This window comes from Acuticoccus sediminis (genome assembly GCF_003258595.1).
Taxonomy (GTDB): domain Bacteria; phylum Pseudomonadota; class Alphaproteobacteria; order Rhizobiales; family Amorphaceae; genus Acuticoccus; species Acuticoccus sediminis.
The window spans coordinates 361,217-387,013 of record NZ_QHHQ01000001.1; the positions used below are offsets into that span (position 1 = coordinate 361,217).

General features: G+C 70.2%; 23 protein-coding genes. 9 read left to right on the forward strand and 14 right to left on the reverse strand.

All coding sequences use genetic code 11. The annotated features are described in order from the left end of the window. Positions 1-81: 81 nt before the first annotated feature. The 3 genes from DLJ53_RS01485 to DLJ53_RS01495 all read right to left on the reverse strand — a co-directional run bounded on the left by DLJ53_RS01485 (position 82) and on the right by DLJ53_RS01495 (position 5,227). Positions 82-3,189, reverse strand: a complete 3,108-nt coding sequence (locus DLJ53_RS01485) for an efflux RND transporter permease subunit (protein WP_111341708.1) — start codon at positions 3,187-3,189, stop codon at positions 82-84. Positions 3,190-3,192: 3 nt separating this feature from the next. Next, the gene (locus tag DLJ53_RS01490) at positions 3,193-4,455 is read right to left on the reverse strand and encodes an efflux RND transporter periplasmic adaptor subunit (protein WP_211100533.1); all 1,263 of its coding nucleotides are present in this window, start codon (positions 4,453-4,455) and stop codon (positions 3,193-3,195) included. Between the two features lie 238 nt (positions 4,456-4,693). Next, positions 4,694-5,227, reverse strand: coding sequence for a MarR family winged helix-turn-helix transcriptional regulator (locus tag DLJ53_RS01495; protein WP_146619856.1), 534 nt, complete (start codon positions 5,225-5,227; stop codon positions 4,694-4,696). Positions 5,228-5,653: 426 nt separating this feature from the next. Here DLJ53_RS01495 and DLJ53_RS01500 point away from each other — a divergent pair, with 426 nt between their 5' ends. From DLJ53_RS01500 to DLJ53_RS01510, 3 genes are all read left to right on the forward strand, one after another. Next, complete coding sequence (locus DLJ53_RS01500; RefSeq protein WP_162408759.1) at positions 5,654-6,832, forward strand: MFS transporter; 1,179 nt, start codon at positions 5,654-5,656, stop codon at positions 6,830-6,832. 298 nt (positions 6,833-7,130) lie between these two features. Next, positions 7,131-7,601, forward strand: a complete 471-nt coding sequence (locus DLJ53_RS01505; protein ID WP_111341713.1) for an NUDIX hydrolase — start codon at positions 7,131-7,133, stop codon at positions 7,599-7,601. A 77-nt stretch (positions 7,602-7,678) separates the two neighbouring features. Next, positions 7,679-9,157, forward strand: coding sequence for an inorganic phosphate transporter (locus tag DLJ53_RS01510; RefSeq protein WP_111341715.1), 1,479 nt, complete (start codon positions 7,679-7,681; stop codon positions 9,155-9,157). 22 nt (positions 9,158-9,179) lie between these two features. Here DLJ53_RS01510 and DLJ53_RS01515 read toward each other — a convergent pair whose 3' ends face one another. The 3 genes from DLJ53_RS01515 to DLJ53_RS01525 are packed head-to-tail and all read right to left on the reverse strand — an operon-like array spanning position 9,180 to position 12,330. Next, a complete protein-coding gene (locus DLJ53_RS01515) occupies positions 9,180-10,205 on the reverse strand; it encodes an ABC transporter substrate-binding protein (protein WP_111341716.1) in 1,026 nt (341 codons plus the stop codon). 3 nt (positions 10,206-10,208) lie between these two features. Beyond that, positions 10,209-11,666 (reverse strand): sensor histidine kinase, encoded by a 1,458-nt coding sequence (locus tag DLJ53_RS01520; protein ID WP_111341718.1) that lies wholly within the window; start codon positions 11,664-11,666, stop codon positions 10,209-10,211. Then, entirely contained in the window at positions 11,659-12,330 is a 672-nt protein-coding gene (locus tag DLJ53_RS01525; RefSeq protein WP_111341720.1) for a response regulator transcription factor, read from the reverse strand. The genes DLJ53_RS01520 and DLJ53_RS01525 overlap by 8 nt, the downstream gene beginning before the upstream one ends. A gap of 255 nt (positions 12,331-12,585) precedes the next feature. Between DLJ53_RS01525 and DLJ53_RS01530 the strand changes: the two genes are divergently transcribed. The 4 genes from DLJ53_RS01530 to DLJ53_RS01545 all read left to right on the forward strand — a co-directional run bounded on the left by DLJ53_RS01530 (position 12,586) and on the right by DLJ53_RS01545 (position 16,705). Continuing rightward, positions 12,586-13,557 (forward strand): Bug family tripartite tricarboxylate transporter substrate binding protein, encoded by a 972-nt coding sequence (locus DLJ53_RS01530; RefSeq protein ID WP_244934977.1) that lies wholly within the window; start codon positions 12,586-12,588, stop codon positions 13,555-13,557. A 141-nt stretch (positions 13,558-13,698) separates the two neighbouring features. Then, positions 13,699-14,139, forward strand: coding sequence for a tripartite tricarboxylate transporter TctB family protein (locus tag DLJ53_RS01535; protein WP_111341723.1), 441 nt, complete (start codon positions 13,699-13,701; stop codon positions 14,137-14,139). 13 nt (positions 14,140-14,152) lie between these two features. Next, complete coding sequence (locus DLJ53_RS01540) at positions 14,153-15,679, forward strand: tripartite tricarboxylate transporter permease (RefSeq protein ID WP_111341725.1); 1,527 nt, start codon at positions 14,153-14,155, stop codon at positions 15,677-15,679. 3 nt (positions 15,680-15,682) lie between these two features. Next, positions 15,683-16,705, forward strand: coding sequence for an AbrB family transcriptional regulator (locus DLJ53_RS01545; RefSeq protein ID WP_111341726.1), 1,023 nt, complete (start codon positions 15,683-15,685; stop codon positions 16,703-16,705). 60 nt (positions 16,706-16,765) lie between these two features. Here DLJ53_RS01545 and DLJ53_RS01550 read toward each other — a convergent pair whose 3' ends face one another. Beyond that, complete coding sequence (locus tag DLJ53_RS01550; RefSeq protein WP_111341727.1) at positions 16,766-17,788, reverse strand: alpha/beta hydrolase; 1,023 nt, start codon at positions 17,786-17,788, stop codon at positions 16,766-16,768. Between the two features lie 426 nt (positions 17,789-18,214). Further along, positions 18,215-18,691, reverse strand: coding sequence for a MarR family winged helix-turn-helix transcriptional regulator (locus DLJ53_RS01555; RefSeq protein WP_111341729.1), 477 nt, complete (start codon positions 18,689-18,691; stop codon positions 18,215-18,217). A gap of 199 nt (positions 18,692-18,890) precedes the next feature. Here DLJ53_RS01555 and DLJ53_RS01560 point away from each other — a divergent pair, with 199 nt between their 5' ends. Further along, positions 18,891-20,141 (forward strand): PQQ-dependent sugar dehydrogenase, encoded by a 1,251-nt coding sequence (locus DLJ53_RS01560; protein WP_111341731.1) that lies wholly within the window; start codon positions 18,891-18,893, stop codon positions 20,139-20,141. A gap of 51 nt (positions 20,142-20,192) precedes the next feature. Beyond that, a complete protein-coding gene (locus DLJ53_RS01565; protein WP_111341732.1) occupies positions 20,193-20,522 on the forward strand; it encodes a c-type cytochrome in 330 nt (109 codons plus the stop codon). A 3-nt stretch (positions 20,523-20,525) separates the two neighbouring features. Here the strand turns inward: DLJ53_RS01565 and DLJ53_RS01570 are convergent, their stop codons facing one another. From DLJ53_RS01570 to DLJ53_RS01595, 6 genes are read right to left on the reverse strand one after another with little or no spacing between them, the layout of a single operon-like run. Continuing rightward, on the reverse strand, positions 20,526-21,821 hold the full coding sequence (locus tag DLJ53_RS01570) for an MSMEG_0569 family flavin-dependent oxidoreductase (protein ID WP_111341734.1): 1,296 nt from the start codon (positions 21,819-21,821) through the stop codon (positions 20,526-20,528). Beyond that, positions 21,818-22,105, reverse strand: coding sequence for an MSMEG_0570 family nitrogen starvation response protein (locus DLJ53_RS01575; protein ID WP_111341736.1), 288 nt, complete (start codon positions 22,103-22,105; stop codon positions 21,818-21,820). The genes DLJ53_RS01570 and DLJ53_RS01575 overlap by 4 nt, the downstream gene beginning before the upstream one ends. Continuing rightward, positions 22,098-23,087: a sll0787 family AIR synthase-like protein gene (locus DLJ53_RS01580; RefSeq protein ID WP_111341737.1), complete on the reverse strand. Its 990-nt coding sequence runs from the start codon at positions 23,085-23,087 to the stop codon at positions 22,098-22,100. Before DLJ53_RS01580 ends, DLJ53_RS01575 begins: the two co-directional genes overlap by 8 nt. Continuing rightward, positions 23,084-23,644 (reverse strand): MSMEG_0567/Sll0786 family nitrogen starvation N-acetyltransferase, encoded by a 561-nt coding sequence (locus DLJ53_RS01585; RefSeq protein ID WP_226573463.1) that lies wholly within the window; start codon positions 23,642-23,644, stop codon positions 23,084-23,086. The genes DLJ53_RS01580 and DLJ53_RS01585 overlap by 4 nt, the downstream gene beginning before the upstream one ends. Then, complete coding sequence (locus DLJ53_RS01590; RefSeq protein WP_111341739.1) at positions 23,641-24,744, reverse strand: MSMEG_0568 family radical SAM protein; 1,104 nt, start codon at positions 24,742-24,744, stop codon at positions 23,641-23,643. Before DLJ53_RS01590 ends, DLJ53_RS01585 begins: the two co-directional genes overlap by 4 nt. Next, positions 24,737-25,741, reverse strand: coding sequence for a Nit6803 family nitrilase (locus tag DLJ53_RS01595; protein WP_111341741.1), 1,005 nt, complete (start codon positions 25,739-25,741; stop codon positions 24,737-24,739). The genes DLJ53_RS01590 and DLJ53_RS01595 overlap by 8 nt, the downstream gene beginning before the upstream one ends. Positions 25,742-25,797: the final 56 nt, after the last annotated feature.

The window sequence follows — 25,797 nt, forward strand, 5'->3', positions numbered from 1 at the left end:
GAACCGTCCGCACGCCTCCGACGCGGCGGCACCCGGGACCGGCCGCGGGGCACGGCGCGGCCGAACCCCGCGGCGCGACCGTCAGACCGGCTCTTCGGCGGGCCGGCGGGTCCAGAGGGCGGTCAGACGCCGCACCATCACGTAGGCCGCCGGAACCATGAAGATGCCGATGAAGGTCGAGGCGATCATGCCGCCGATGACGCCGATGCCGATGGCGTTCTGCGCCGCCGCGCCCGCCCCGGTCGCCACCGCCAGCGGCGCGACGCCGAGGATGAAGGTCAGCGCCGTCATCATGATCGGCCGCAGGCGCAGCCGGGCCGCCCGGACGGCGGCGTCGAGAAGCTCCTCCCCCTCCGCCCTCAGGTGCTCGGCGAACTCCACGATCAGGATGGCGTTGCGCGCGGCGAGACCGATCGTCGTCAGCATGCCGACCTTGAAGTAGACGTCGTTGTTCTGGCCCATGAGCCAAGCCGCCGCGAGGGCGCCGAGGATGCCGACGGGCACGCCCAGCATCACCGCGAACGGGATGGACCAGCTCTCGTAGAGCGCGGCGAGGGACAGGAAGACGACCAGCGCCGACATCGCGTAGAGGAGCGGCGCCTGGCTGCCCGACTGGCGCTCCTGATAGGAGAGCCCGGTCCAGGCGGCGCCGTATCCGCCCGGCAGATCGGCGACGAGCTCCTCCATCGCCTCCATCGCCACGCCGGAGGATGCGCCCGGCCCCGCGTCGCCCTGGATCTCGATGGCGGACGACCCGTCGAAGCGGGTGAGGCTCGGCGCCACCGGTTCCCACTTCGTCGTCATGAAGGCGCTGAAGGGCACCATCTCGCCGTCCGCGTTCCGGGCGTACCACTCGTCGATGTCCTCCGGCTGCATCCGGAACCGCGCGGCGCCCTGGACGATCACGGGGCGCAGGCTCGCCCCGAGCAGGAAGTCGTTGACGTTGCTGCTGGCGAAGATCGTCGTCAGCATCGCGTTGATGTCCGACAGGGTGAGCCCGAAGCTCTCCGCCTTGCGCTGGTCGATGATGAGGCGCAGGGCGCTCTCCTCGTTGGTCCCGTCGGTGCGCACGTTCTGGAGCCGCTGATCGCCGCGTGCCGCCTCGACGAGGCTCTCGGCCGCCGCCGTCAGCGACTCGGACCCGGCGCCGGACTGGTCGACCAGGTACATCGAGAAGCCGCCCATGTTGCCGAGCCCGGGCACCGCCGGCGGCTGCATGACGAACACCTGCCCGGAGCGGATCCCGGCGAGCGCCTTGTTGGCGCGCAGCGCCACCGCGGACGCCGCCATGTCGGACCCGCTGCGCTCGTCGAAGTCCTTGAGGCTGACGAAGAGCATCGCCCTGTTCTGCCCGGAACCCCCGAAGGAGAAGCCGAGGGAGGCGAAGGCCGACTGCACCGCGTCGTCGGCGAGGAGCGTCTCCTCCACCTTGGAGACGACCGCCGCGGTCTGCTGCGTCGTCGCCCCCTCGGGGAGCGTCACCATCGCCATCAGCATGCCCTGGTCCTCGGTCGGCAGGAACGAGGACGTCATCCGCTCGAAGATCGTGTAGGCGCCGAGAAGGATGCCGGCGAGCACGAGGAGCGCGAGGAAGGGCCGCCCGGCGGTGCGGCGAACCAGCCCCGCGTAGCCCTCCGCCGCCGCGTCGAAGCCGCGGTTGAAGAGGCGCGCCGGCAGGATCTCGCGGCCGTTCTTTTTGCGCAGGATGCTCGCGCACATCGCCGGCGTCAGAATGATGGCGACGAGCAGCGACAGGACCATCGCCGTCACCATCGTCAGCGAGAACTGACGGTAGATGACGCCGGTGGAGCCGCCGAAGAACGCCATCGGCAGGAACACCGCCGAGAGCACCACCGCGATGCCGATCAGCGCCGAGGCGATCTCGCCCATCGACTGGCGCGTCGCCTCGACGGGCGACAGCCCCTTCTCGCGCATCAGCCGCTCGACGTTCTCCACGACGACGATCGCGTCGTCGACGAGGAGGCCGATGGCGAGAACCATCGCGAACATCGTCAGCGTGTTGATGGAGTAGCCCGCCACCGACAGCACCGCGAAGGTGCCGAGGAGGACGACGGGCACCGCGATCAGCGGGATCAGCGTCGCCCGCCAGGACTGCAGGAAGACGACCAGCACCAGCACCACCAGCACCACCGCCTCGATCAGCGTGTGGTAGACCTGATTGATCGACCGCTCGACGAAGGGCGAGGTGTCGTAGGCGACGCGGAACTCCACCCCGGTCGGCAGCGTCGACTCGAGCCGGTCCATCGTGGCGCGCACGCGGGCGGCCGTGTCGGTGGCGTTCGCCCCGGTCGCGAGGTTCACGCCGAAGCCCGCCGCCGGCAGCCCGTTGAAACGGGATGATCCGCCGTAGTCCTCCTGGCCGATCTCGATATCGGCGACGTCGGCGAGGTAGACGGCGCCGCCGCCCTCGTCGGACTTCAGGAGGATCGCCTCGAACTCGGCCACGCCGGTGAGCTGGCTCTGCGCCGTGACGGTCGCGGTGAACTGCTGGCCGCGGGTCGTCGGCTGGCTGCCGAGCGACCCCACCGAGACGGTGGTGTTCTGCGCCTGGACCGCCTGCACGACGTCGGTCGGCGTCAGCTGGTAGCGCGCGAGCGCCAGCGGCTTCAGCCAGATGCGCATCGCGTAGCCGGAACCGAAGACGTTGAGGTCGCCGACGCCTTCCGTGCGCAGGATCTCGTTCTCGACCGTGGTCTCGACGATGTTGCCGAGGGCGGCCGTCGTATAGTCCCCGTCGGTCGCGACCAGCGCGCCGACCATCAGGATCGACGAGGTGGAGCGGGAGACGTTGACGCCCTGCTGCTGCACCGCGTCCGGAAGCTGCGACTCGGCCTGCCGGACCAGGGTCTGGACGTCGTTCTCCGCCTCCGACCCGCTGACGCTGTCGTCGAAGGTGAGCGTGATGGAGGAGGAGCCCTCGCGCGAGTTGGACACCATGTACAGGAGCCCGTCGAGGCCGGTCAGCCGGTCCTCGATCTCACGCGTGACCGAGTTCTCCACCGCCGAGGCCGTCGCCCCCGGGTAGGTGGCACTGATGCGCACGGTGGTCGGCGCGATCTCCGGATATTGCGACACCGGGAGCGAGGTGAGCGCGAACGCCCCCGCCAGCATCGTGACGATGGCGATGACCCACGCGAAGACGGGCCGGCCGACGAAGAACTGGCCCATGCCTCAGCGCCCCGACCGCGTTGCCGACGCGCCGGCCGCGCCGGGCCCGGCCACGGGCGAGGACGCGCCCTCGCCCGTGGCCGGCAGCGCGTCGCTGACGACCCCGTCGTCCGAGATCGTCACGGGGACCGTCGTCACCTCGGCGCCGGGCAGCAGGTTGGTGAGCCCGTCGACGATCAGCTCGTCGCCGACCGCGATGCCGTCGGTCACGATCCAGGCGTTCTTGTAGGAGCCGGTGGTGGTCAGCGTGACGCGGGCAGCCTTGCCGTCGCGCGCCACGAAGGCGGTGAGCAGGCCCTCGGCGGTGCGCGACGTCGCGCCCTGCGGGACGAGGTTGGCCTCGGTGGTTCCGAGCACGGCGTCCACGCGCAGGAACTGGCCGGGCATGATCAGCCGGTCCGGATTGGGGAAGCGCACGCGGATGTCGGTCGTGCCGGTGGTGGTCGAGACGAGGACGCCGGGGGAGACGATCTCGCCGACCCGGTCGTAGGCCTCTCCGTTCTCCAGCGTGAGATGCAGGTCGAGGTGCTCGCCCATCGTCAGCGTGCCAGAATCGATGCTGGCGCGGACCCGGCCGATGCGGGCGCTCGACTCGGCGACGTCGACGTAGATCGGGTCGATCCGCGTCACCGTCGTCAGCGCGTCGCTCTGGTTCGCGGTGACGACCGCGCCGACGGAGACGTTGGGGACCGAGGGAACGCCCTCGATCGGGCTGGTGATCTCGGTGCGCTCGAGGTTGAGGCGCGACAGGCGCAGGTCCGCCCTGGCCGTGCCGAGGGTCGCCTCGGCCTCCGCGACCTCGACCTCGGCGGTCTGCACGTCCGCGCGCGTGACGCCGGTACCTTCGAGGCGGGTGTAACGCTCGACCTGCGCCTTCTTGGCCGAGAGCTGCGCCTCGGCGCTCTTCACGGCGGCCTCGTCCGCGGCGACCTCGGCGGCGTAGGTCTCGTCCTCGATGCGGAACAGGAGGTCGCCGACCTTCACCGGCCGGCCGGCGGTATAGACCACCTCCGAGACGATGCCGCCGACGCGCGGGCGGATGTCCACCTGCTCGTAGGCGACCGCGCGACCGGGGACGGTGACGACGTAGGGCACCTCCTCACGCTTCATCTCGATGACACCCACTTCGCGCGGCCCAGGCGCCCCCATGCCGCCAGGCGGCATCGGCTGGGCGCGGACGTCGCCGGGATCCATGGCGCATGGCAGAAGCGTAAGAAGTCCCACCGTCAGGGCGGTGAGCCGCTGGCGTCGACGCGTCGGAGTCATGCACCTCGATCCTTGTGACTGCGTGGCGCTCCGGTGAGGCAGCGGAGGAGAACCACGAACGGCCGGCACTTTCGCGCGAGGCGCGAAAGACGCACCGACCCAACACACCCCGCCCGCGACCGTTCCGTCGCGTGAGGCTTCACCACAGCTAGATCAAATTATCTGACTAGCAAGATAGTTTCGTGTGAAACGACGCCACGGTTGGGACGGCGGCGCGTCCCGCTGGCGGACCGCAACGTCATTCGTGGCGGGGACGCCGGTCCTCGGCGCAGGCGAGGAGGTTCGTGAGCGAGCCGACGAACCGGTCGAACTCGCCGTCACCGCCGAGGCCGTCCCGCAGAAGCCGCGCATCGGCGGCCTGAACGGCGCGCATCGCGGCCTCGACGGTGACGATTCCCTTCGCCGTCAGCTCCACCGGGCGGAGGCGCCCGTCGCCCTCGGCCAGCGGGCGGTGGATCAGCCCGCGGGTCTCGAGGCCTTTCAGGACCTTGGTGAGCCCGCCGGAAGTGATCAGCAGCGTGTCGTAGAGTGCGGACGGCATGACGCGGTGGGGCGCCGGGTGGCTGCGGAGCGCGGCCATGGCCTCGAATTCGGTCAGCGAGATGTCGAAGGGCTCGAGAGAGGCGCGCGCACTCTCGCGGATGAGGCGGGCGAGGCGTTGGATCATGATGGCGAGCGCCATGGCGGGCGTTCGCATTTCCGGCCAGTTCTGCTGAAATCGCTCGAACACCAAGGCGGTGGGGTTCTTCCGCTCGCCCCAAATGTCTTCCAACGGAAACGGCCTCCACTCACAAATAATTGACCACCATAATATATGGGCTGACATAACTGCCATAGCACGCGGATCGGCGTCCGCCCTTCCGCCCGCGCGGCGGCGGAGGACGGCGATACCGCTGCCATCGACTGGAACTGCCAGCGGTCCGCGACGCTCCCGGGTCGGATCGCCCGCGAGGCCCGACCATGACACGTCTGCCCGCCGTTGGCGCGAACCTCACCAGCGGATGCCCATCATCCCGCCTTGAAGCCCGTCCGGCGACGGCGTTCTGTATGCGAAACTCGTGAATCGCCCCATTGATCCCGCCCTCGCAGACGATCTCGCGCGCCGCCGCCGCGGGCACCGTGTCAAAGCGCCACACGCCGGCCCATGCCCGGCTCCCGTGGCGGCCCGACGGCCGGCGAACCGACGAATGAACCGCCCATGACCCTCTCCCAACGCCGGACGCTCGCCCTCGTGGTGACGGGGTTCGGCGCGATGCTGAACCTCTACGCGCCGCAGCCGGTGCTGCCGCTCCTGCGCGATGCGTTCGGGGTGAGCGCCGCCGTCGCCGCGACGACCGTCACCGCGACGGCGCTCGCGGTCGCACTGGTCGGCCCCTTCGCCGGCGCGGCATCCGACGCTTGGGGGCGGCGGCCGGTGATCCTGGTGGCGCTCGCCGGCGTCGCGCTGCCGACGCTCCTGTGCGCCTTCGCCGATTCCATCTCGATGCTGATCGTATTGCGGTTCGCACAGGGGCTCTTCATCCCGGCGGCGTTCGCCGCGGCCCTCGCCTACGCCTCGGAGGAGTGGCCGCCCGGCCAACGCGGCCGCGCGACGACCTACTACATCAGCTCCAACATCGTCGGCGGGTTCATCGGCCGGGTGATCGGCGGCGTCGCGGCCGAGTTCGGGGACTGGCACATGGCCTTCCTCGTGCTCGGCGCGGCGAACGTGGTCTGTGCCGTCGTCGTGGCGCTGACGCTGCCGGCCTCGCGCCAGAGCGCGACGGACACGCGCCTCGGCCGCGCCATCGCGCAGATGCCGCGCCACCTCGCCGACCCGATGCTGCTGTCGGCCTTCGTCGTCGGCTTCTGCATCCTCTTCGCGATGGTGACGGCGTTCACCTACGTCAACTTCCACCTCGCCGAACCGCCCTGGAGTCTCGGGCCGGGCGCGCTGTCCTGGCTGTTCTGCTCCTACCTCGTCGGCGTGATCCTGCTCGCGGTGTCGGGGCGGCTGATCGACACGCTGGGCCCGCGCATCGCGGTGATGATCGCGGCGGGGATCGCGGTGATCGGTGGGCTGTGCCTGCTGGCGACGCCGCTGTGGGTCATCGCGCTGGGGCTCGTGCTCCTGTGCCTCGGCACCTTCGTGTGCCAGTCGGCCACGACGCGGTTCGTCGGCGCGAACGCGGTCGAGGGTCGCTCCGCCGCTGCGGGCCTCTACCTTGCATTCTACTACGGCGGCGGTGCCCTCGGTGCCGTTCTGCCGGGCTTCGCGTTTCAGCGGTGGGGGTGGACCTCCAGCGTCGCCATCATGCTGTGCGCGGAGTTCCTGATCATCACGATCGCCGCCATCGCCTGGCGGCGCGCCGAGGGCAGACCCGCCGTCGCCACCTGAGCGGCGCAAGCCTGCCCGCCAGCCGGGGCGGGTATTGCGTCGGGCGGCGACAATTGTGAGAAGGACACGCGCTCGGCCGGCGACGGCCTGATACTGAGGGACGATCGACACGGCTTCGGGGCTTTTTTAACAAATCATGGAAACGTCTCCATGGCGGCGAACGCTCCGGCGGCCGCGGACGATCTGACAATGCAATTCGGTCGCGAACACTGGCGCCGCGCGAGCGGCATCGACTGTCGATGCCGCTCGAACGAGGCAGCCGGAGGACCGCGCCGGGCCAACATTTGAGGGAAGGGACTTGGTTAAAACGCTTTTGAAGTTCGCCCGCGACGAGGTGCTGCTTCCGCTCGTCAAGCGTCCCCGCCGCCTGCAGGTCGCGGCCCTCTGTCTGCGCAACGGTGATGGCGGGCGCGAGGTCCTGCTGATCACCAGCCGCGGCACCGGGCGCTGGATCCTGCCCAAGGGTTGGCCCGAGAAGGGGACCGACGCGGCGGGAACGGCGCTGCGCGAAGCCTGGGAAGAGGCGGGCGTGAAGCGCGCCACGACCCACCCGTCCCCCGTCGGCCAATATACCAGCGAGAAGCATAATGACGGCGGGCTGGTCCTGCCGTGCGACGTGCTGGTCTTCCGTGTCGACGTGCACGAGATGACCAGGGACTACCCCGAACGCGGCCAGCGCAAGCTGGTCTGGGTCGCGCCCGGCGATGCCGCCGACATGGTGGCGGAACACGGCCTCAAGACGATCCTGCGCGCCCAGAAACCAGCCTGACGCAGCCACGGGCCGCCAGCCTCGGGGCTGGCGCCCGCATCGGCCCCAGCTCCAGAACAAGACGAAAAGGTACCCCCGTGGCCCTCGAGGACAGCCGGACGCGTTGGAAGAATCTCGACAAAGACCTGAAGCGCATCGGGTCGGTCGAGTACGCGACGCAGTCGGTCGGTCGCCCCCTCCTGGCGCCGACCGTCGCGCTCGCCTTCATCGTGCTCGCCGCAACGGGCGCCGCCCTCTTCGTCCAGCTCGACCAGACGCCGATCATGATCGTCCTCGCCGCGGGGCTCGGCGCCTACATGGCGCTGAACATCGGGGCGAACGACGTCGCCAACAACATGGGCCCCGCGGTCGGCGCGCGCGTCCTCACCATGGGCGGAGCGCTCCTGGTGGCGGCGGTGTTCGAGAGCGCCGGCGCGCTGCTCGCGGGCGGCGACGTGATCGGCACCATCTCCAAGGGCATCGTCGACCCGTCCGCCGCCGCCTCGCCGCAGGTGTTCGTCTGGGCGATGATGGCCGCGCTGCTGTCGTCGGCGGTGTGGGTCAACATCGCGACGGTCATCGGCGCGCCGGTGTCGACCACCCACGCCGTCGTCGGCGGAGTCGTCGGGGCGGGGATCGTCGCGGCCGGCTTCTCGGCGGTCGACTGGCCGATGATGGGCACCATCGCCGCGAGCTGGGTCATCTCCCCCTTCCTCGGCGGGACGATCGCCGCGCTCTTCCTCGCCTTCATCGACTGGCGGATCGTCAAGCGGCGCGACCTCATCGGCGCGGCGAAGGTCTGGGTGCCGGTGCTGGTCGGGGTCATGGCCGGCACCTTCGCGGCCTACATCGCCCTCAAGGGACTGAAGCGCGTCGTCCACATCGACCTCGGCGGCGCCGTCCTGATCGGCCTCGCAGTCGGCCTCGCCTGTTACGCCATCAGCGTGCCGGTGATCCGCCGCCGCGCGGTCGGGCTGGAGAACCGCAAGCGATCGCTGAAGGCGCTGTTCGGCCTGCCGCTCGTCGTCTCCGCGGCGCTCCTGTCGTTCGCGCACGGTGCGAACGACGTCGCCAACGCGGTCGGGCCGCTCGCCGCGATCGTCCACGTGTCGCTCGCCGGCGACGTCGCCGACAAGGTGGCGATCCCGCCGTGGGTGATGGTGATCGGCGCGTTCGGCATCTCGCTCGGCCTCTTCCTGTTCGGGCCGAAGCTGATCCGGATGGTGGGCGACCAGATCACCAAGCTGAATCCGATGCGGGCCTACTGCGTTGCCCTGTCCGCTGCGATCACGGTGATCGTCGCCTCGTGGCTCGGGCTGCCGGTCAGTTCCACGCACATCGCCGTCGGCGGCGTCTTCGGCGTCGGCTTCTTCCGCGAGTGGGACGAGGGCCGCCGCACCCGCCGCGCCGACAAGCACAAGAGGTCCAAGGACCACGCCGCCGAGGAGCGGCGCCGCCGCAAGCTCGTCCGGCGCTCCCATTTCATGACCATCATCGCCGCCTGGGTGATCACCGTTCCGGCGACCGCGCTCCTCTCGGCGCTGGTGTTCGTCGTCCTCCGCGCCCTCCTCGGCTGACCTGCGCCGGGGCGGCCGCGGATCAGGGGACCTCGCGGAAGAGCGAACGGCGCCAGTCGCGCAGGAACCGCTCCTTCTTCAGCTTGTCGAGGAAGGTGAGGAGGCCGGGGCTCATCCTGATGGGCGACAGCGACGTGTTCGGCTCACCCGCGGCCCCGCCGCCCGACACCGCCGACAGCGGCAGGAGCTGGGAGCCCTCGGCGATCTTCCCCTGCCCGGCGGGCGAGATCAGGTAGTCGACGAAGCGGGTCGCCGCCTGCGGCGCCCCGGTCCAGTGCGGCACGAAGGCCGAGCGGGCGAAGACCAGCGTGTAGTCGGACAGGAAGTGCAGCGCGAGGCGCGGGTCGTCCTGGACCAGCGCCTGCGCATAGGAGCCGATCACGTTGTAGGCGAGCCGCGCCTGACCCGACGCGACGGCGGCGATCATCTCGCCGGTGCAGCAGAACGTCTGCGAGCGGGCCCGGCCCAGGGTCTCGACAAGGCGGGTGGACTGGTAGCCGCGCACTGCGTCCTGCGTCGCGAACATATAGCCGACGCCCGAGCGGGTGATGTCGTAGGTGGCGACGCGCCCGTCGAAGAAGGCAGGGTCGTCGCGGATCATGCTGGCAAGCTCGGAGCGGCTCTGCGGCAGCGCGCGCCCCTCGAACGCTGCGACGTTGTAGACCACGGCGACCGGCTCGGCGGTGAAGCCGAAGAGCTCGCCGCGCCAGTTCGCCCAGTCCGGCCCCTTGGTGGAGACGTCGATCGGCTCGGCGAGCCCGTGGTTCACGAGGTCGACCTGCAGGTCCATCGCAGAAGAGATGACGACGTCCGGGCGCGGCACGTCCGACCGTGCCTCCGCCGCCAGCACGGCCGCGTGCAGCTCGCTGGTGTTGAACTCGGTGTACTGGATCGTGATGTCCGGGTTCCGCCTGCCGAAGTCGTCGAGGAGGTCCTGCATCGCCACGGCGTCGGTGGCGCTCCAGATCTTCAGGATCCGGCGCTCCTCCCGGCATCCGGCGAGTCCGATCACCGCCGCGAGCACGGCAAGGACGAGAAGGCGCCCCATCGCTCAGGCCTTCGCCCGGGCCGTCGCGGGCGCGGTGCGCGGCACGACCAGCGCCGCCTCGAGCCCGCCGCCCCCGGCGTCGCGCAGGACGAGCCGCCCGCCATGGCTGCGCGCCACCGCCGCCACGATCGCGAGGCCCAGCCCGGACCCGCCCCGGTCGTCGCGCGTCACGAAGCGCTCGGTGACGACCGCCTTGTCGGCCTCCGGAATGCCCGGCCCCTGATCGGCGACGATGAGCTCCAGCGCCGGACGGCCGCCGATCTCGGCCGTCGCGAGGCGCAGGACGATGGTGTTGTCCGCCGGCCCGTGGCGCACGGCATTGTCGACGAGGTTGCGCAGCGCCTCGCGCAGCGCCACCGGATCCCCGGCGATGCACACGCCCTCGGTGCCCGGCTCGGTCTCGACGCCGAGCGTGATCGTGTCCGGAATGCCACCGCGCAGCGTGTCCTCAAGCACGCGGCGGAAGAGGGCCGCGACGTCCACCTCGGCCTCGACGGGGCTGTCGGCGCGGTGGATCACCATGGCGTGGGACAGGAGCTGGTTGGTGAGGTGGATCGTCCGGCGCACCCGCTCGCGTCCGCGCTCGAGCTGCTCGTCCGACGACACCGAACGCTGCAGCGCCAGCGCGCCCTCCACGCCGAAGAGCGCGGTGCGGAGCTGGTGGGCGACGTCGGCGATGAAGCTCTGCGCGTTGTCGCGGCTCGCGCCGAGGCGCCGCATGAAGTCGTTGATCGCGCCGACCAGAGCGTCCGACTCGCGCGGCGGCGCGATGGTGAGGGGCGAGAGGTCGTTGGGCGCCCGCGCGCGGATGTCCCGCTCGATGTCGACCAGCGGGCGGATGGCGAGCGAGACGCCCGTGCGCACCGCGAAAAGCCCGGCCGCCGCCACCGCCGCCAGCGGGATGAGCCCCTTCAGGAAGAGGTCGTTGCGCATCGCCCGCCGCGCCAGGGTCGTCTGGCCGACCGCGACGCCGATCAGCGTCCGCTCGGTGAGGCCCGGCAGCTCCAGCCAGCTCGTCGCGAGGCGGACCGGCTCGCCGTCGTAGCGGCCGTCGCTGAGCGCGATGGCGCCGCGCGTCCCGTCCTCCGGCGGCTGGTCGAGGCCCGGGAGGTCGGCGTCGCCCGTCAGCGTCACGCCGCCCTCGCCGACGATCCGGTAGAAGACGCGGTCGTTGGGCGCGAGCGCCAGGATCTCGAACGCGGAGGTCGGCAGGTCGATCTCCAGTCCTTCCGGCGTCAGCGCGATCCGCTCGCCGATGGAGATCGCCGCGCCGGAGAGGATGAGGTCGTAGGTCCGGTCGGCCGCGCTCTGCGAATAGCGCCACAGCCCGATCGACAGCACCGCGATGATGAGCGCGAAGAGGGTCGACGCCCCCACCGCGAGCCGGCGCTTCAGCGAATAGGGGCGCGGCTCTGGCGGGACCTGGGCGGGGCGGTCCGGCGCGGGAGCCGCGCTAGCCATCGGCGATGCTCGCGATATAGCCGAGGCCGCGGATGGTGCGGATCCTCACCGGCGTGTCGGTCAGCTTGCGGCGCAGGCGCGTCAGGGTCTGCTCGACCGCGTTGAGGCTCGGCGCCTCGTCGAAGGTGTAGATGCGGTCGGCCACCTCCTCCTTCGTCATCACTCGGTCGAGGTTGGCGAGGAAGAGCTCCAGCGCCTGGATCTCGCGCGGGCGGAGTTCCAGGTCGCGGTCCTCGATGCTGGCGCGGCGGGCCGAGCGGTCGAACACGAAGTTGCCGGCGCTGAAGCGGTTCGAGGCCGCGCCCGACCGCCGCCGCACGATCGCCCTGCAGCGCGCCGCCAGCTCGCGGAAGTCGACGGGCTTCACCATGTAGTCGTCGGCACCGACGTCGAGCCCGGTGACGCGGTCGTCCACCTCCGAGCGGGCGGTGAGGATGAGGACCGGCGTCGTGTTTCCCCGAACCCGCATCCGCGACAGCACGTCGAAGCCGGAGAGGCCCGGCAGGTGGACGTCGAGGATGACGAGGTCGAACACGGCGTGCGTCAGCAGCGAGTCGGCGCTGGAGCCGTCACCCTCCACGTCCACCGCGTGCCCCTCGGCGGTCAGCCGCTCGCGGATGCTCTCGGCGAGCTCGGCGGTGTCCTCGACCAGCAGGATACGCATCAGTCTCGCCCCCCGCCGGTGGGCGGCCGGGAGCCTACGCGTCTAACGTGTCGTATCGCGACTCTTCCTCCTGAGGGTGCTGAACGCTGTCAGCTTGGTGTCAGGCCCCGGTCAACGTCGTGTCAGCCCTGTGATATACGAATACCAGCGATGCATCGACAGCGGTCTCGGCATCCGCGCCGAGCCCCCGGCTGCTCGCTTCACAAGAAACGCGCCGGTTCCGTGGAACCACTGGAGGAAAACCTTACCATGCGCATGATAACACTGACATCCGCGGCCGTCGTGTCCCTGATGTTCGCCGGTTCCGGTTTCGCGCAAGAGATCGCGATCGATAAGCCCGAGTGCGTGGCGCCCGCCAAGCCCGGCGGCGGCTTCGACCTCACCTGCCGCATCGCCCAGTCCGGCCTCAAGGGCATCATCGAGCAGCCGGTGCAGGTGACCTTCATGCCCGGCGGCATCGGCGCCGTGGCGATCAACCAGTTCAACACCAACCGCACCGACGACCCGAACGCCATCGTCGCGTTCTCGTCCGGCTCGCTCCTCAACATGGCGATCGGCAAGTACGGCCAGTGGAACGAGGACGACGTGAAGTTCACGGCGACCGCCGGCCAGGACTACGGCGCGATCATCGTGAAGGCCGACAGCCCGTTCAAGTCCCTCGGCGACGTGCTCGCCGCCCTCAAGGAGAATCCGGCGGGCGTGGTGCTCGGCGCCGGCGGCTCGGTCGGCTCGCAGGACTGGATGAAGGCCGCCCTCCTCGTTCGCGCCGAAGGGATCGACCCGCGCAAGATGCGCTACGTCGCGTTCGACGGCGGCGGTGACGCCATGGCCGGCCTCCTCGGCGGCTCCATCCAGGTCTACACCGGCGACGTCGGCGAGATCGTCTCGATGATGGACGCCGGCACGATCCGAGTTCTCGCCGTGATGAACGACGAGCGTCTCCCCGCCCCCTTCGCCGACACGCCGACCACGGTCGAGCTCGGCTACAAGGAGGCCGTGTGGCCGATCATCCGCGGCTACTACATGGGCAAGAACGTCTCCGACGAGGCGTACAACGCCTGGGTCTCCGCCTTCGAGAAGGCCTACGGGACCGACGAGTGGAAGAAGACGGTGACGGGCCAGGGCCTGCAGCCGGTCGCCCTCGCCGGCGAGGAGATGAGCGCCGAGATGCTGAAGCGCGTGGAGCGGATGCGCAACATCGCGAAGGAGGCCGGGCTCATCAACTGACCGCCCGGTCCCGCCCTGGCGGCACCTGATAGAGCGCCGGCGGCCTGCCCGCCGGCGCTCTAGGCGTCGCCTCATCCGCCCCGGGGCCGCGCCGCGTCCGCCGCGTCCGCCCCGGCCCTCTCACGCGAAGGCATCACCGTTATGGTCGACAGGCTGTTCGCCGGCGTCCTCTTCCTGGTCGCGCTCGGTTACACCTACATCGCATTCACGGCCATCAAGGCCCCGTTCCAATACGATCCGCTCGGACCGGAGTCCTGGCCGCAGCTCCTCGGCATCGTGGCACTCCTGTGCTCCGGCTACCTGTTCGCGCGCCCCGAAGTCGCCAGCTTCGGCCTCAAGCTGCCGACCTGGGGCCGTCTCGCCATCCTCGTCGTGCTGCTGTTCGGCTATGCCGAGCTGTTCCGCCCCGCGGGGTTCATCGTCGCGACCTTCGCCTTCTGCAGCCTGCTCTCGCTGATGCTGGGCGCACGCATCCTCCCGGCGCTCGGCTTCGGCGCGGCGACCGGCGTCGTCGGCTTCTTCCTCTGCACGCGCGTGCTCGAGCTCAACCTGCCCGCCGGCGTCTTCGCCGCGTACCTGTAACGAGGCCGCATCCATGGACGCGATCATCACGGGCCTCGGCCAAGGCTTCGCCACCGCCCTCGCCCCGCTCAACCTCTTCCTCGTGCTGGCGGGCTGCTTCTGCGGCACGCTGATCGGCGCCTTGCCGGGCATCGGCCCGATCAACGGCGTCGCCATCCTGCTGCCGATCGCCTACGGCTTCGGCCTGCCGCCGGAGTCGGCGATCATCCTGCTCGCCGGCATCTACTACGGCGCCGAGTACGGCGGCCGCATCTCCTCGATCCTCCTCAACGTGCCGGGCGACGCGGGCGCCGTCATGACCACGCTCGACGGCAACCCGATGGCCAAGAAGGGCGAGGCGGGCCGCGCCCTCTCGCTCTCGGCCATCGCCTCGTTCGTCGGAGGAACATTCGCGGTGGTGCTGCTGACGGCCTTCGGTCCGGCGCTCGCCTCCTACGCGGTCACCTTCTCGCCGTCCGACTACGTCGCGCTGATGGTGTTCGCGTTCGCCTCGCTCGCCTCGCTGGTGGGCTCGAACCCGGTGAAGACGCTGTTCGGCGCCGTGATCGGCCTGATCCTCGCCTCCGTCGGCATCGACGCCAACACCGGCGTCGAGCGCTACACGTTCGGCGTCCCGGACATACTCGCCGGCATCGACTTCCTGGTCGTCGTCATCGGCCTCTTCGGCATGGCCGAGCTCATCACGCTGGTCGAGCATCAGGCCGCCGGCACGCTGAAGGCGCTGAAGATCGACAAGAGCTTCGTGTCGATGTCCGACCTCATGCGCGTGAAGTGGACGATCCTGCGCTCGGCCATCATCGGCTTCTTCATCGGCATCCTGCCGGGGACGGGCGCGTCCGTCGCGTCGGCCGTCGCCTACGGCACCGAGAAGCGCGTCGCGAAGGACGGGCACCTGCTCGGTACCGGCGACATCCGCGGCCTCGCCGCGCCGGAGGCGGCCAACAACGCGGCGGCCGGCGGCGCCATGGTGCCGATGCTGACGCTCGGCATCCCGGGCTCGGGCACGACGGCGATCCTGCTCGGCGCGCTGCTCCTCTTCAACGTGACGCCGGGCCCGCTGATGTTCACCCAGCGGCCGGAGATCGCGTGGGGCCTCATCGCCTCGATGTACATCGGCAACATCGCGCTGATCATCATCAACCTGCCGCTGGTGGGCCTCTTCGCCCGGATGCTGACCATCCCGCAGCAGTACCTGACCCCGCTGATCGGCGTGCTGGCGTTCATCGGCGTCTACTCGGTCGTGTCCAACCCGCACGATCTGTTCATGATCACGGCTCTGGGTGTATTCGGCTGGATCATGCGCAAACTGAACTACTCCCTTGCCCCGGTGATCCTGGGCTTCGTCCTCGGCTCGCTGTTCGAGGACAACCTGCGGCGGGCGCTGTCGATCTCCGGCGGCGACTGGCTGATCCTGGTGGAATCGTGGAACGCGGTCGTTCTCTACGTCCTCGCGATCCTGGTCGTGGTTCTGCCGATCCTCGCCTCGCGGCGCCGGGCCTCGGCCCTCGCCGAGGGGGATAGCCCCGCCACCCAGGCGTAGGGAATGCGGGGCATCCTCGTCGCGCTCGTGCCCGCTCTGGCGGGCGCGGCGCTCTGCCTGGTGCTCGGCGTCCCGGCCGGGGCGCTGATCGGCTCGACCCTGGCGGTGACGGCGGTCGCCCTCGCCAAGCTCGGCCCCCGTGTCCCGCAGACGCTGCGGGACACGGCCTTCGCGACCATCGGCGTGACGCTCGGGTCCGGCGTGACGCCGCATCTGCTGTCGGACCTCGCCCGCTTCCCCCTCAGCCTCGCGGCGCTCACGGTGACGATCGTCATCGTCATGACCGTGTCCGGATACATCCTGCGCCGCGGCTTCGGGATCGACCGGCCGACGGCGATCCTCGCCACCTCCCCGGGGGCCATGTCCTACGCGCTGTCGCTGTCGGTGAGCGGCGGCTCGGCCAGGCCCGACACGCAGACGGTGATGACGCTGCAGAGCCTGCGGCTCCTCCTCATCACCATCGTCCTGCCGCCCCTGATCGCCGAGATCGACGCCACCACCGGGATGCCTCACCCCGCGGTCGCCGCCATGCCGGTGCTGACGCTGCTGCCGAGCATCCTCCTGATCGCGCTGGCCTTCGGCGTCGGCATCCTGTTCGGCCGCATCAGGGTGCCGGCGGCGTTCCTGCTCGCGGGGGTCGTCACCAGCGGCATCGCGCACGGGGTCGGGCTGGTGGAGGGGCGCCCGTCGGCGATCCTCACCTTCATCGGCTTCTCGCTGGCGGGCGCCGTCATCGGCGAGCGGTTCGGGCGGCTGGACCGCCAGACGCTGCGGCACCTCCTGCTCGCCGGACTCATCTCGGCCGGCATCGCGGTCGGCCTGTCGGGGGTCGTCAGCATCGGCGTCGCGGAGGTGCTGGGGCTGCCGTTCGGGCAGGTCTGGGTCTCTTTCGCGCCCGGCGGTGTCGAGGGGATGGGCGCGATGGCCCTGGCGCTCGGCTACGACCCCGTCTACGTGGCGACGCACCACATCTTCCGCCTGCTGCTGCTGATCGCGGTCCTCCCGGTCATGCTGCGGCGGGCCTGACACGAAAAAGGGCGCCCCTACGGGCGCCCTTCCCTCCTTCTCTCCTTCCGGGCCGACGCGTCAGTCGGCGAAGCGGGCGGCGAGCCAGTCGCCCGCCTGTGCCACCGCGGCACGGACCGCGGGCGTCTGCGCGATCGGGTTCAGCAGCATGAAGTCGTGGATCGTGCCGTTGTAGCGCACCGCGCTGACGGTCACCCCGGCGGCGGCGAGATTGCGGGCGTAGGCCTCGCCCTCGTCCCGCAGGACGTCGTTCTCGTCGACGATCACCAGCGCCTGCGGCAGGCCCGAGAGCTCCTCCGACGTGGCGTTGAGGGGCGAGACGTGCCGGTCGGCGCGGGCGTCGACGTCGGGAAGGTACTGGTCCCAGAACCAGGCCATGGCGTTCTTCGTCAGCCACGGACCGTCGGCGAACTCGGTGTAGGACCCGGTCTGCATGGAGGCGTCGGTGACCGGGTAGAAGAGGGCCTGGGCGACGAGGTCCGGACCGCCGCGCTCCTTGGCGAGGAGGGCGAGGACGGCGGCCATGTTGCCGCCGACGCTGTCGCCCGCGACCGCGATGCGGCTGCCGTCGGCCCCGAATTCGCCCGGATGCTCGGCGACGTACCGGAGCACCGCGTAGCCCTGCTCGATCGCCACCGGGTAGCGCACCTCGGGCGAGCGCTCGTAGTCGACGAAGACGAAGACCGCGCCGGAGCCGAGGGCGAGTTCCCGGACGAGCCGTTCGTGGGTGTCGGCGTCGCCGAGGACCCAGCCGCCGCCGTGCATGTAGACGACGACCGGGAGCGTTCCCTCGGCCGCCTCGGGCCGGGTGACGCGGATCTTCGTCTCGCCCGTGGGGCCGAGGGCGAGGGTGCGGTCCTCGCTGATCGTGCCGGGGACGGCGATCGGCGTGCCGGACTGGGCGCCGGCGAGCACGGCGCGGGCGTCGTCGGGCGCGAGGGTGTAGATGCCGGGTGCGCCGGCGAGGCTGTCGATGAAGGCCTGCGTCTGGGGCTCCAGCGGACCGGCCACGGCCTGGGCCGTGCCGAGGGCGACGGCGGAGATGGCGGCGGCACGGGTGATCTTGGCGAAGGAGGTCGACATGGCTCTTGCCTTTCATTAGTGCGCGATTTGATCGTGCACGATATAATCGTGATGCGTAGAAAATCTTCCAGCCCTCATCACGCGTTCGTGAATGGCCGATGCGGGCGCTGACGACGTCCCGGCGTGCATGCGCGTGCCTCCGGGCGAGCGGCGGCGTCTGCCGGCCCGAAGGCCGCAACGAACGCCGCCAGCGCGGCCGTCCGGCCGGACGATCGGTGAGACGACAATCTATGGGATGAAGCGGATCGCGGGGAAACGGCCGACTTTGGCGCAGGCGGGATGCCTGCCGGCCGTGTTCGGCCCTCGCAGGGCGCCGGGATCAGCCGGCGGGCAAGAGCGGGATGCGCCGGCCATCCGGCGGGACGCCCGAAGCCGGTCGTACCGGGCCGGGGCGTCGGATACTCGGCGGCGGACGGTCGGCGGGCGTTACGCCCCTTCGTGGGCGGTGAGGTTCTCGCGCACGCGCTCCAGCGCCCTGGAGAGAGTGTCGATCTCCTCGGCGGAGAGGCCCATGGCCTTCAGCATCGTCTCCGGAACGCAGGCCGCCTCCCCGGCGCGCGCCCGGCCGATGTCGGTCAGCGCCACGCGCACCACGCGCTCGTCACCCGTGTCGCGGTGGCGCGTGACGAAGCCCGCGGCCTCGAGGCGCTTGACCAGCGGGGTGAGCGTGTTCGACTCCAGCGAGAGCGACTGGGCGAGCTGCCCCATCGTCTGCGGCCCGCCCTGGAGCAGCAGCATGACGAGATACTGCGGGTAGGTCAGCCCGAGCTTGTCAAGCAGCGGCTTGTAGGCTCGGTTCAGCGCGAGCCCCGTCGCGTAGACGGAGTAGCACAGCAGCCCCTCGAGCGCCGGCGGCACCGCCGGAGCGGAGGAGGTCGTGGGATGAGGGGTCGGCTTGGTCATGATCCCATATGTGATCGCGTGCGATTGAATCGCAAGCGGCCCGGAACACAAACTCTCGCGCAAGAATATTAGACGAAACGCTTAATTGTCTGCGATTTTGCCGCAATCTACTGCTTGCCTGTATGTCGGCACATGGCATGCCGTCGATACAGAACAATAAGTCTCCGCCACATAGAGCGGGACGGGAGGATAGTTGAGAATGGTTCGGTCGATTTTCACAACCGTTGCAGCAACTCTTTTCGCGACGACCGCCCTCGCCCAGGCGCCCGTGCCTGACAATTTGGAAAAACTGTCGAATTTCCAGAGCACTGGCGTGACCGACTTTACGGTCATCGAGCAGGGCGGCAAGAAAGCGGACAACCTGCGCGCGATTCTGGAGAACATCACCCTCCCCGAGGGCTTCAAGATCGAGCTCTACGCCATCGTCCCCGACGCGCGCCACATGACCGTCGGTCCGCAGGGCATCGTCACCTTCGTCGGCACCCGCAAGACCAAGGTCTGGGCGGTGACGGACCGTGACAAGGACCGCGTCGCCGACGAGGTGAAGGACTTCGCCCCGTCGCTCGCCTTCACGATCCCCAATGGCCCGTGCTTCTCGCCGGATGGGTTCCTCTACATCGCCGAGCAGAACCGCGTGCTGGTCTTCCCCGCGGCGGAGTTCTTCTATGAGAGCCCCGACGTCGCGGCGTTCAACGTCGTGAAGCAGGGCGACCTCATCCCCGCATCCGAGGAGAGCTTCAACCACACCGCCCGTGTCTGCAAGATCGGTCCGGACGGCAAGCTCTACATCACGCTCGGCCAGCCCTTCAACGTGCCGGCGGAGGACAAGCTCGACCTCTACAAGAAGTACGGGATCGGCGGGATCGTCCGCCTCAACACCGACGGCACCGGCCGCGAGGTCTACACCACCGGCGTGCGCAATTCCGTCGGCATGGACTTCGACCCCGACACCGGCGACCTCTGGTTCACCGACAACCAGGTCGACGGCATGGGCGACGACATCCCGCCGGGCGAGCTCAACCACCAGACGGCGGCGGGCCAGAACTTCGGCTTCCCGTGGTACGGGGGCGGGTCGATCCGCACCAACGAGTACAAGGGCGAGGAGCCGCCGGCGGACGCCGTGATGCCGGCCGTCGAGATGACCGCGCACGCGGCCGACCTCGGTATGGAGTTCTACAACGGCAGCATGTTCCCCAACGAGTACAAGGGCGCGATCTTCTCCGCGCAGCACGGCTCGTGGAACCGCACGACGCCGGTCGGCGCGCGCATCATGGTGACGACCATCGACGAGGAGGGCACGGCCGTCTCCAAGCCGTTCGCGGAGGGCTGGCTGACGAAGAGCGGCGAGTATCTCGGCCGTCCGGTCGACATCGCCGAGCTGCGTGACGGCTCGATCCTCGTCTCGGACGACCTCGCCGGCGCGATCTACCGCATCTCCTACGGCGAATAGGCGACGACGGCCGCGTCCGACCGGGCGCGGCCGCTCACAGAGGCGAACCCCATGAAACGTGTTGCAACCGCCGCGGCGATCGCCGCGGTGTCGATCTGGGCGGCGGGCGCGGCGTCGGCGGATCCGGCGGCCGGGCGGGAGAAGGCCGCGATGTGCCAGGTCTGTCACGGTCTCGACGGCATCGGGAAGAACCCGGAGGTGCCGCACATCGCCGGCGAGAGCGAGATCTACCTGATGGCGCAGCTTCGCGCCTTCCGCTCCGGCGAGCGGCAGCATCAGCAGATGTCGATCATCGCCCAGTCCCTCAGCGACGAGGACATCCGCGACCTCGCCGACTACTACGCCTCGATCAAGTTCGAGGTGACGGTGCCGGACTACTGAGCGTCAGGCCTCGACAAGCTTGCCGGCTGATACGAGCTGCGCCTCGATCTGGCCGGCGAGGTGGCGGCTGTCCTCCTCGATGCCGAGGAAGCGGCCGGAGCCCCAGGTGTTGAGCCAGCCGAGGCCCAGGAAGTGGATCCCCGGCACGTCCGTAACGCCACGGAAGTGCCGCGGCTTGCCCCGCTCGTCGAGGACGTCGACGTGGAGCCACGAATAGTCGGGGCGGAAGCCGATCGCCCAGAGGACGGAGGTGATGCCGGTCTCGGCGAGGTCGATCCCGGTGCGCTCCTCGCCCGGCTCCCACACCTTCGCGAACGGCGGTTCGACCGGCGCGTCGATCCCTTCCCGGGCGATGTAGGCGTCGATCTGGTCCCGGATGCCGACATAGCTGCGGTCGGCGTCGTCGAGGTTCTTCGCAAGGTCCGGCAGGAAGCTGACCGTGGTGCCGTCCATTCCGGCGAGGGAGCCGTAGAGCTCCACCCCGTGCTCCACGTGGAACCTGCGCAGGTCGATCTCCTTGCCCCCGTCGCGGCCGGACATGTAGTGGTTGGTCTGGCCGAGCGCCTTGGCGGGGTCGGGATGCCTGTCGATGGTGACCGCGTAGTGGCCGGCGTCGTAGAGCCAGTCGGTCGCGTCCCGGCCGCGGTACTTGCGCGGGCTCCGCGGCGCCGGGCCGACAGCGAGGTGGACCGGCCGCCCCGCCCGCACGAAGTCCTCCATGAGCTGCACGCCGGACTGGCCGGTGCCGACGATGAGGACGCCGCCGTCCGGGAACTGCTCCGGGTTGCGGTACTCGCGCGAGTGCATCTGCATGACCCTCGGGTCGAGCGCTCTGGCGTAGGCGGGCTCGATCGGCGTGTCGTAGCCGCCGGTGGCGACGACGACCTGGTCCGCCGTCCAGTCCCCGTCGGTCGTCTCGACGAGATAGCCGCCCTCGGTACGCGGGGTGACCCCGGTCACCTCGACGTGCTCGCGGATGTTCGGCGCGACGCGGGCGGCGAAGGCGTCGAGGTAGGCGACGATCTCGTCCCGCAGCATGAAGCCGTCCGGGTCCGTTCCGCCGTACTCGCCCGAGTAGGAGAACCCCGGCAGGCGGCACTGCCAGTTCGGCGTCACGAGGCAGAAGCTGTCCCAGCGGTTGACGCGCCAGGAGTGGAACTTCGCTTCCCGTTCGAGGACGACGTAGTCGATGCCCTTCTCGCTGAGGCAGGCGGCGAGGGAGAGGCCGGCCTGTCCGCCGCCGACGATCACGACGGGGACGTGGGGCGGCACCGGCTCGAGGGTGGGCGTCAGCTTCATTGCGTGATCTCCAGGCAAGTGACCGATGCCCCGTCCTGGCCGTCGAAGGCCTGGGCGCGGGTCTCGATCCGGTGGAGCTGGGCCATGGCGTTGGAGCAGGGGTGGCCGTACTTGGCCTTCACGCGGTCGGACGCGCGCTGCATGGCCGTGCGAGAACGGGCGAGGAAGTCCTCCAGCGGGTAGGTCACGCCGGGGGTGAAGATTTCGCAGACGACGCTGGAGGGCGAGTAGCACCGCTCCTTGGCGCCATCCGGCCAGCGGACGGTCCAGAAGGTCTCAGGCATGGGCTGGCTCCTTGGCGCGGAGGCCGAGGTAGGGTGTGTCGCGGTAGTCCCAGAAGAGCGCCGCATCCTCCCCGTCGACGAGGCGGACCGTCGAACCCTCGGTGACGCGGCCGATCACATCGGCGCGGATGTCGCGGACGGCGAAGCGCGCGAGCGTCGTCTCCACCATGTCGGGGGCCACCGAAAGCAGGAAGCCGAAGCTCGGAAAGGTGCGGAGCCAGCGCGCCGGCGCCGTGCCGGCCGGCGGGTCGAGGGCTGCGACGTCGATGTCGAGCCCGACGCCGGAGCATTCGGCGAGCATCAGGCCGGTGCCGACGATGCCGCCCTGGCTGATGTCCTTTCCGGCGGTGACGAGTTCCGCCTCCGCAAGCTCGGGCAGGATCTCGAGGTCGGCGCGCAGCCGCTCGGCCGGCGCGCCGAGGAAGGCGCCGAAGTTGTCGAACCCGCTGTACTCGCCGCGCCGGTCGATGGCGGCGACCAGCAGATCGCCGGGCAGCGCGTCGAAGCTCGTGATGAGCGCGTTCGCGCGGCCGAAGATGGAGGCCGCGAGCGACAGTTCGGACGCGGCGAAGTTGGTGTGGCCGCCGACGAGCGGCACGCCGTAGGCCTCGGCGGCGGCCCTCATGCCCTCCATCACCGGGCGGGCCGCCTCCGGATCGGGCGCCCAGATCTGGTCGACGACGGCGACCGCGCGCCCGCCCATCGCGGCGATATCCGAGACGTTCACCATCACGGCGCACCATCCGGCGAACCAGGGCGCGGAATTCACGAAGGCGGGGATGAAGCCCTCGCCGGCGAATAGGTCGTAGCCGCCGTCGCGCGGCAACACCGCGGCGTCGTCGCCCGGTCGCCCGTCGGAGTGCACCGACAGGCCGAGCGCCGCGGCCGCGCGTCCGATGGCGAGCTTGCCGCGGATGGAGGGGTGCCCGCGCAGTTCGGCGGCGATCGCCGCGAGGCCGGATGGTCCGGGGTCCGCGCTCATGCCGCTCTCCGCACGGGGCGGAACCAGCCTTCCTCCGGGTTGGCGCAGGCGGGGTAGCGGGAGAGGTCGACCTGCATCCTGGCGTGCGGGACGCCGTGAAGGTCGGCCTCCTCCAGGACGCGCCAGTGCATCCGCTCGAAGAGGGGGACGTTCTGCATCTGCACGTGCGCCAGGAAGGTATCGGCGCCACGCCCGTTCGCGGTCGAGACCGCGAGACGGATGAGCTCGGTACCGAGGCGGTGGACGTGGCGGAAATCGCGGTCGACGGCGAGCCGCGATCCCCACCAGAGGCCCGGCTCCTCCTCGTGGATGCGCACGGTGCCGACGATCTGGTCCGCCTCCCCCGCGTAGGTGGAGAGGGCGACGAGGTGGGTCGCGATGAGGTCGATCTCGTCGCGGTCGTGCTCGGCGAAGATCTTCTGCTCCTCCACGAACACGCGGTGGCGGAGGGCCGCCGCGCCCCGCGCCTCGAACGGCTGCGAGGCGGCGCGGATGTAGTAGCCGGGCGAGCGGAACTGGTAGTCGTCCTCCCGCATCGAGACGAGGTCGATGATCATGCCGGCACCTTCAGCTTCTCGAAGACGGAGAGCGCCGAGCACGCGCCGCACTTGCCGCAGCCGGCCTTGATGTCCTCCGAGCGCATCCCGGCATCGACGACCATCTCGCCGAGGGGGCGCAGGATCGACGCCATGAATTCCGCCGTCGGCGTCGGGTGGCTCTCGAGCGGCGTTCCTGAGATCGGCACGAACGGCACCACGAAGGGGTAGACGCCGATCGCGGTGAGGCGGGCGGACATGTCGAGGATCGCCTCGCGCGTGTCGCCGAGGCCGGCGAGGATGTAGGTCGAGACCTGCCCCCAGCCGAACACCTTCACCGCCGCCTCGAAGCTGGCGAAGTACTTCTCCAGCGGCACCGACGCCTTGCCGGGCATGATCCGCTGCCGCACCGCCGGGGTGACCACCTCGAGGTGCATGCCGAGCGTGTCGATGCCGGCGTCGGCCATGCGCTGGTGCCAGGCGTCGTCGTCCGGCGGCTCGCACTGGCCCTGGATGGGGATGTCGACGGCGGCCTTGATGGCGCGGGCCGACTCGGCGAGTACCCGGGCGCCGCGGTCCTTTCCGGGGGGCGTGCCGGTGGTGAGGACCATGTGCTTCACGCCGTCGAGCCGGACGGCGGCCTCGGCCACCTCGGCGAGCTGCCCGGGCGTCTTGTGCGCCACGGTGCGACCGGCTGCGAGCGACTGGCCGATGGCGCAGAACTGGCAGGTCTTCTTGCGGCTCTCGTATCGGATGCAGGTCTGCAGCACCGTCGTCGCCAGGACGTCGCGGCTGTGGAGCGTCGCGATGTGGCTGTAGGGGACGCCGTCGGCGGTGGCGAGCTCGTAGAAGCGCGGCCGCAGCGGAAAGCGGACCCTGGCGACCTCGACGCCGTCCCGGGTGACGACGGCATCCCCCGCCGCGTCCGGCCGCTCCACGAGGTACGGCGAGGCGAACGCCGGGGCGGTGTGCACCGGGACCATCACGGTCGTCCCGTTGATGGTGATCGCCTTGTGGTCCGAGGGACCGGCACCGCCGCGGCGCGCCTCGTGCCCGGCGCGCGGGTCGACCAGGCGCATCCCGTGGGTCTGCAACTCGTTGATCAGGTCGCCGTCACGCATGTTCGCCCTCCTCGCTGGGCTGGTGGGTCCGGGTCGGCTCGCTCGCCGGTTGCAGGGACGGGGCCATTTCGACCGCCTCGCGCGGGACCGCGGGACGCACGTCGTGGACGAGATGCAGGAGCTCGGGCCGGGCGTAGTGGCCGACCGAATCCATCATCCGCTTGCGCTTGGTGATGAGGCGCATGTCGAGGTCGGCAATCAGGATGCCTTCGCCCTCGGTCAGCGGCGGGGCGAGATGCCTGCCCTCCGGCGAGACGATGCAGGTCATGCAGCCGTCCCGGATCCCCTTCTGCAGCTTCGGGTCGGGGTGGATGGACCGGATCTGCTCTTCGGTCAGCCATCCGGTGGCGTTGACGACGAAGCAGCCCGATTCCAGCGCGTGGTGGCGCATCGTCACCTCGATCTGCTCGGCGAAGATCGGCCCGACCAGGCTGCCGGGGAAGTGCGAGGCGTGGATCTCCTCGTGCTGCGCCATGAGGGCGTAGCGGGCGAGCGGGTTGTAGTGCTCCCAGCAGGCGAGCGCGCCGACGCGGCCGACCCTCGTCTCGGCCACCTTGAGGCCGGCGCCGTCGCCCTGCCCCCAGATCATCCGCTCGTGGTAGGTCGGCGTGATCTTGCGCCGCTTGAGGGCGAGGGAGCCGTCCGCGTCGAAGACGAGCTGGGTGTTGTAGAGGGAGCCGTGGTCGCGCTCGTTGACGCCCAGCACAACGATGACGCCGCGCTTGCGGGCCGCCTCCGCCACCGCGTCCGTCTCCGGCGAGGGGACGACCACGGCCTCCTGGTAGAGCTCGAGATGCGGGGCACCCTGCTGCACCGGCGGCAGGATGAACGAGAAATAGGGGTAGTAGGGCACGAACGTCTCGGGAAAGACGATGAAGTCCGCACCCTTCTCCGCGGCTTCGGCGATGGCGTTGAGCACCCGCTCGATGGTGCCGGCGCGGCCCGAGAGGTCCGGCGCGATCTGTACGGCCGCAGCGCGGATGGTATCGGTTCGCATGGGGCGTCTCCCGTCCTGGTGCGCGGTGGTGGCTTCGGCACTCGTCGTGGTTGGGC

Excerpts from the sequence above, each read along its gene's own strand:
- DLJ53_RS01580 (WP_111341737.1), bottom strand. The coding sequence starts at position 23,087 with ATGAGCGCGGACCCCGGACCATCCGGCCTCGCGGCGATCGCCGCCGAA.
- DLJ53_RS01520 (WP_111341718.1), bottom strand. The coding sequence starts at position 11,666 with ATGGCTAGCGCGGCTCCCGCGCCGGACCGCCCCGCCCAGGTCCCGCCA.
- DLJ53_RS01500 (WP_162408759.1), top strand. The coding sequence starts at position 5,654 with ATGACCCTCTCCCAACGCCGGACGCTCGCCCTCGTGGTGACGGGGTTC.
- DLJ53_RS01555 (WP_111341729.1), bottom strand. The coding sequence starts at position 18,691 with ATGACCAAGCCGACCCCTCATCCCACGACCTCCTCCGCTCCGGCGGTG.
- DLJ53_RS01585 (WP_226573463.1), bottom strand. The coding sequence starts at position 23,644 with ATGATCATCGACCTCGTCTCGATGCGGGAGGACGACTACCAGTTCCGC.
- DLJ53_RS01565 (WP_111341732.1), top strand. The coding sequence starts at position 20,193 with ATGAAACGTGTTGCAACCGCCGCGGCGATCGCCGCGGTGTCGATCTGG.
- DLJ53_RS01545 (WP_111341726.1), top strand. The coding sequence starts at position 15,683 with ATGCGGGGCATCCTCGTCGCGCTCGTGCCCGCTCTGGCGGGCGCGGCG.
- DLJ53_RS01570 (WP_111341734.1), bottom strand. The coding sequence starts at position 21,821 with ATGAAGCTGACGCCCACCCTCGAGCCGGTGCCGCCCCACGTCCCCGTC.
- DLJ53_RS01535 (WP_111341723.1), top strand. The coding sequence starts at position 13,699 with ATGGTCGACAGGCTGTTCGCCGGCGTCCTCTTCCTGGTCGCGCTCGGT.
- DLJ53_RS01595 (WP_111341741.1), bottom strand. The coding sequence starts at position 25,741 with ATGCGAACCGATACCATCCGCGCTGCGGCCGTACAGATCGCGCCGGAC.
- DLJ53_RS01515 (WP_111341716.1), bottom strand. The coding sequence starts at position 10,205 with ATGGGGCGCCTTCTCGTCCTTGCCGTGCTCGCGGCGGTGATCGGACTC.
- DLJ53_RS01550 (WP_111341727.1), bottom strand. The coding sequence starts at position 17,788 with ATGTCGACCTCCTTCGCCAAGATCACCCGTGCCGCCGCCATCTCCGCC.
- DLJ53_RS01575 (WP_111341736.1), bottom strand. The coding sequence starts at position 22,105 with ATGCCTGAGACCTTCTGGACCGTCCGCTGGCCGGATGGCGCCAAGGAG.
- DLJ53_RS01590 (WP_111341739.1), bottom strand. The coding sequence starts at position 24,744 with ATGCGTGACGGCGACCTGATCAACGAGTTGCAGACCCACGGGATGCGC.
- DLJ53_RS01485 (WP_111341708.1), bottom strand. The coding sequence starts at position 3,189 with ATGGGCCAGTTCTTCGTCGGCCGGCCCGTCTTCGCGTGGGTCATCGCC.
- DLJ53_RS01525 (WP_111341720.1), bottom strand. The coding sequence starts at position 12,330 with ATGCGTATCCTGCTGGTCGAGGACACCGCCGAGCTCGCCGAGAGCATC.
- DLJ53_RS01530 (WP_244934977.1), top strand. The coding sequence starts at position 12,586 with ATGATAACACTGACATCCGCGGCCGTCGTGTCCCTGATGTTCGCCGGT.
- DLJ53_RS01490 (WP_211100533.1), bottom strand. The coding sequence starts at position 4,455 with ATGACTCCGACGCGTCGACGCCAGCGGCTCACCGCCCTGACGGTGGGA.
- DLJ53_RS01560 (WP_111341731.1), top strand. The coding sequence starts at position 18,891 with ATGGTTCGGTCGATTTTCACAACCGTTGCAGCAACTCTTTTCGCGACG.
- DLJ53_RS01540 (WP_111341725.1), top strand. The coding sequence starts at position 14,153 with ATGGACGCGATCATCACGGGCCTCGGCCAAGGCTTCGCCACCGCCCTC.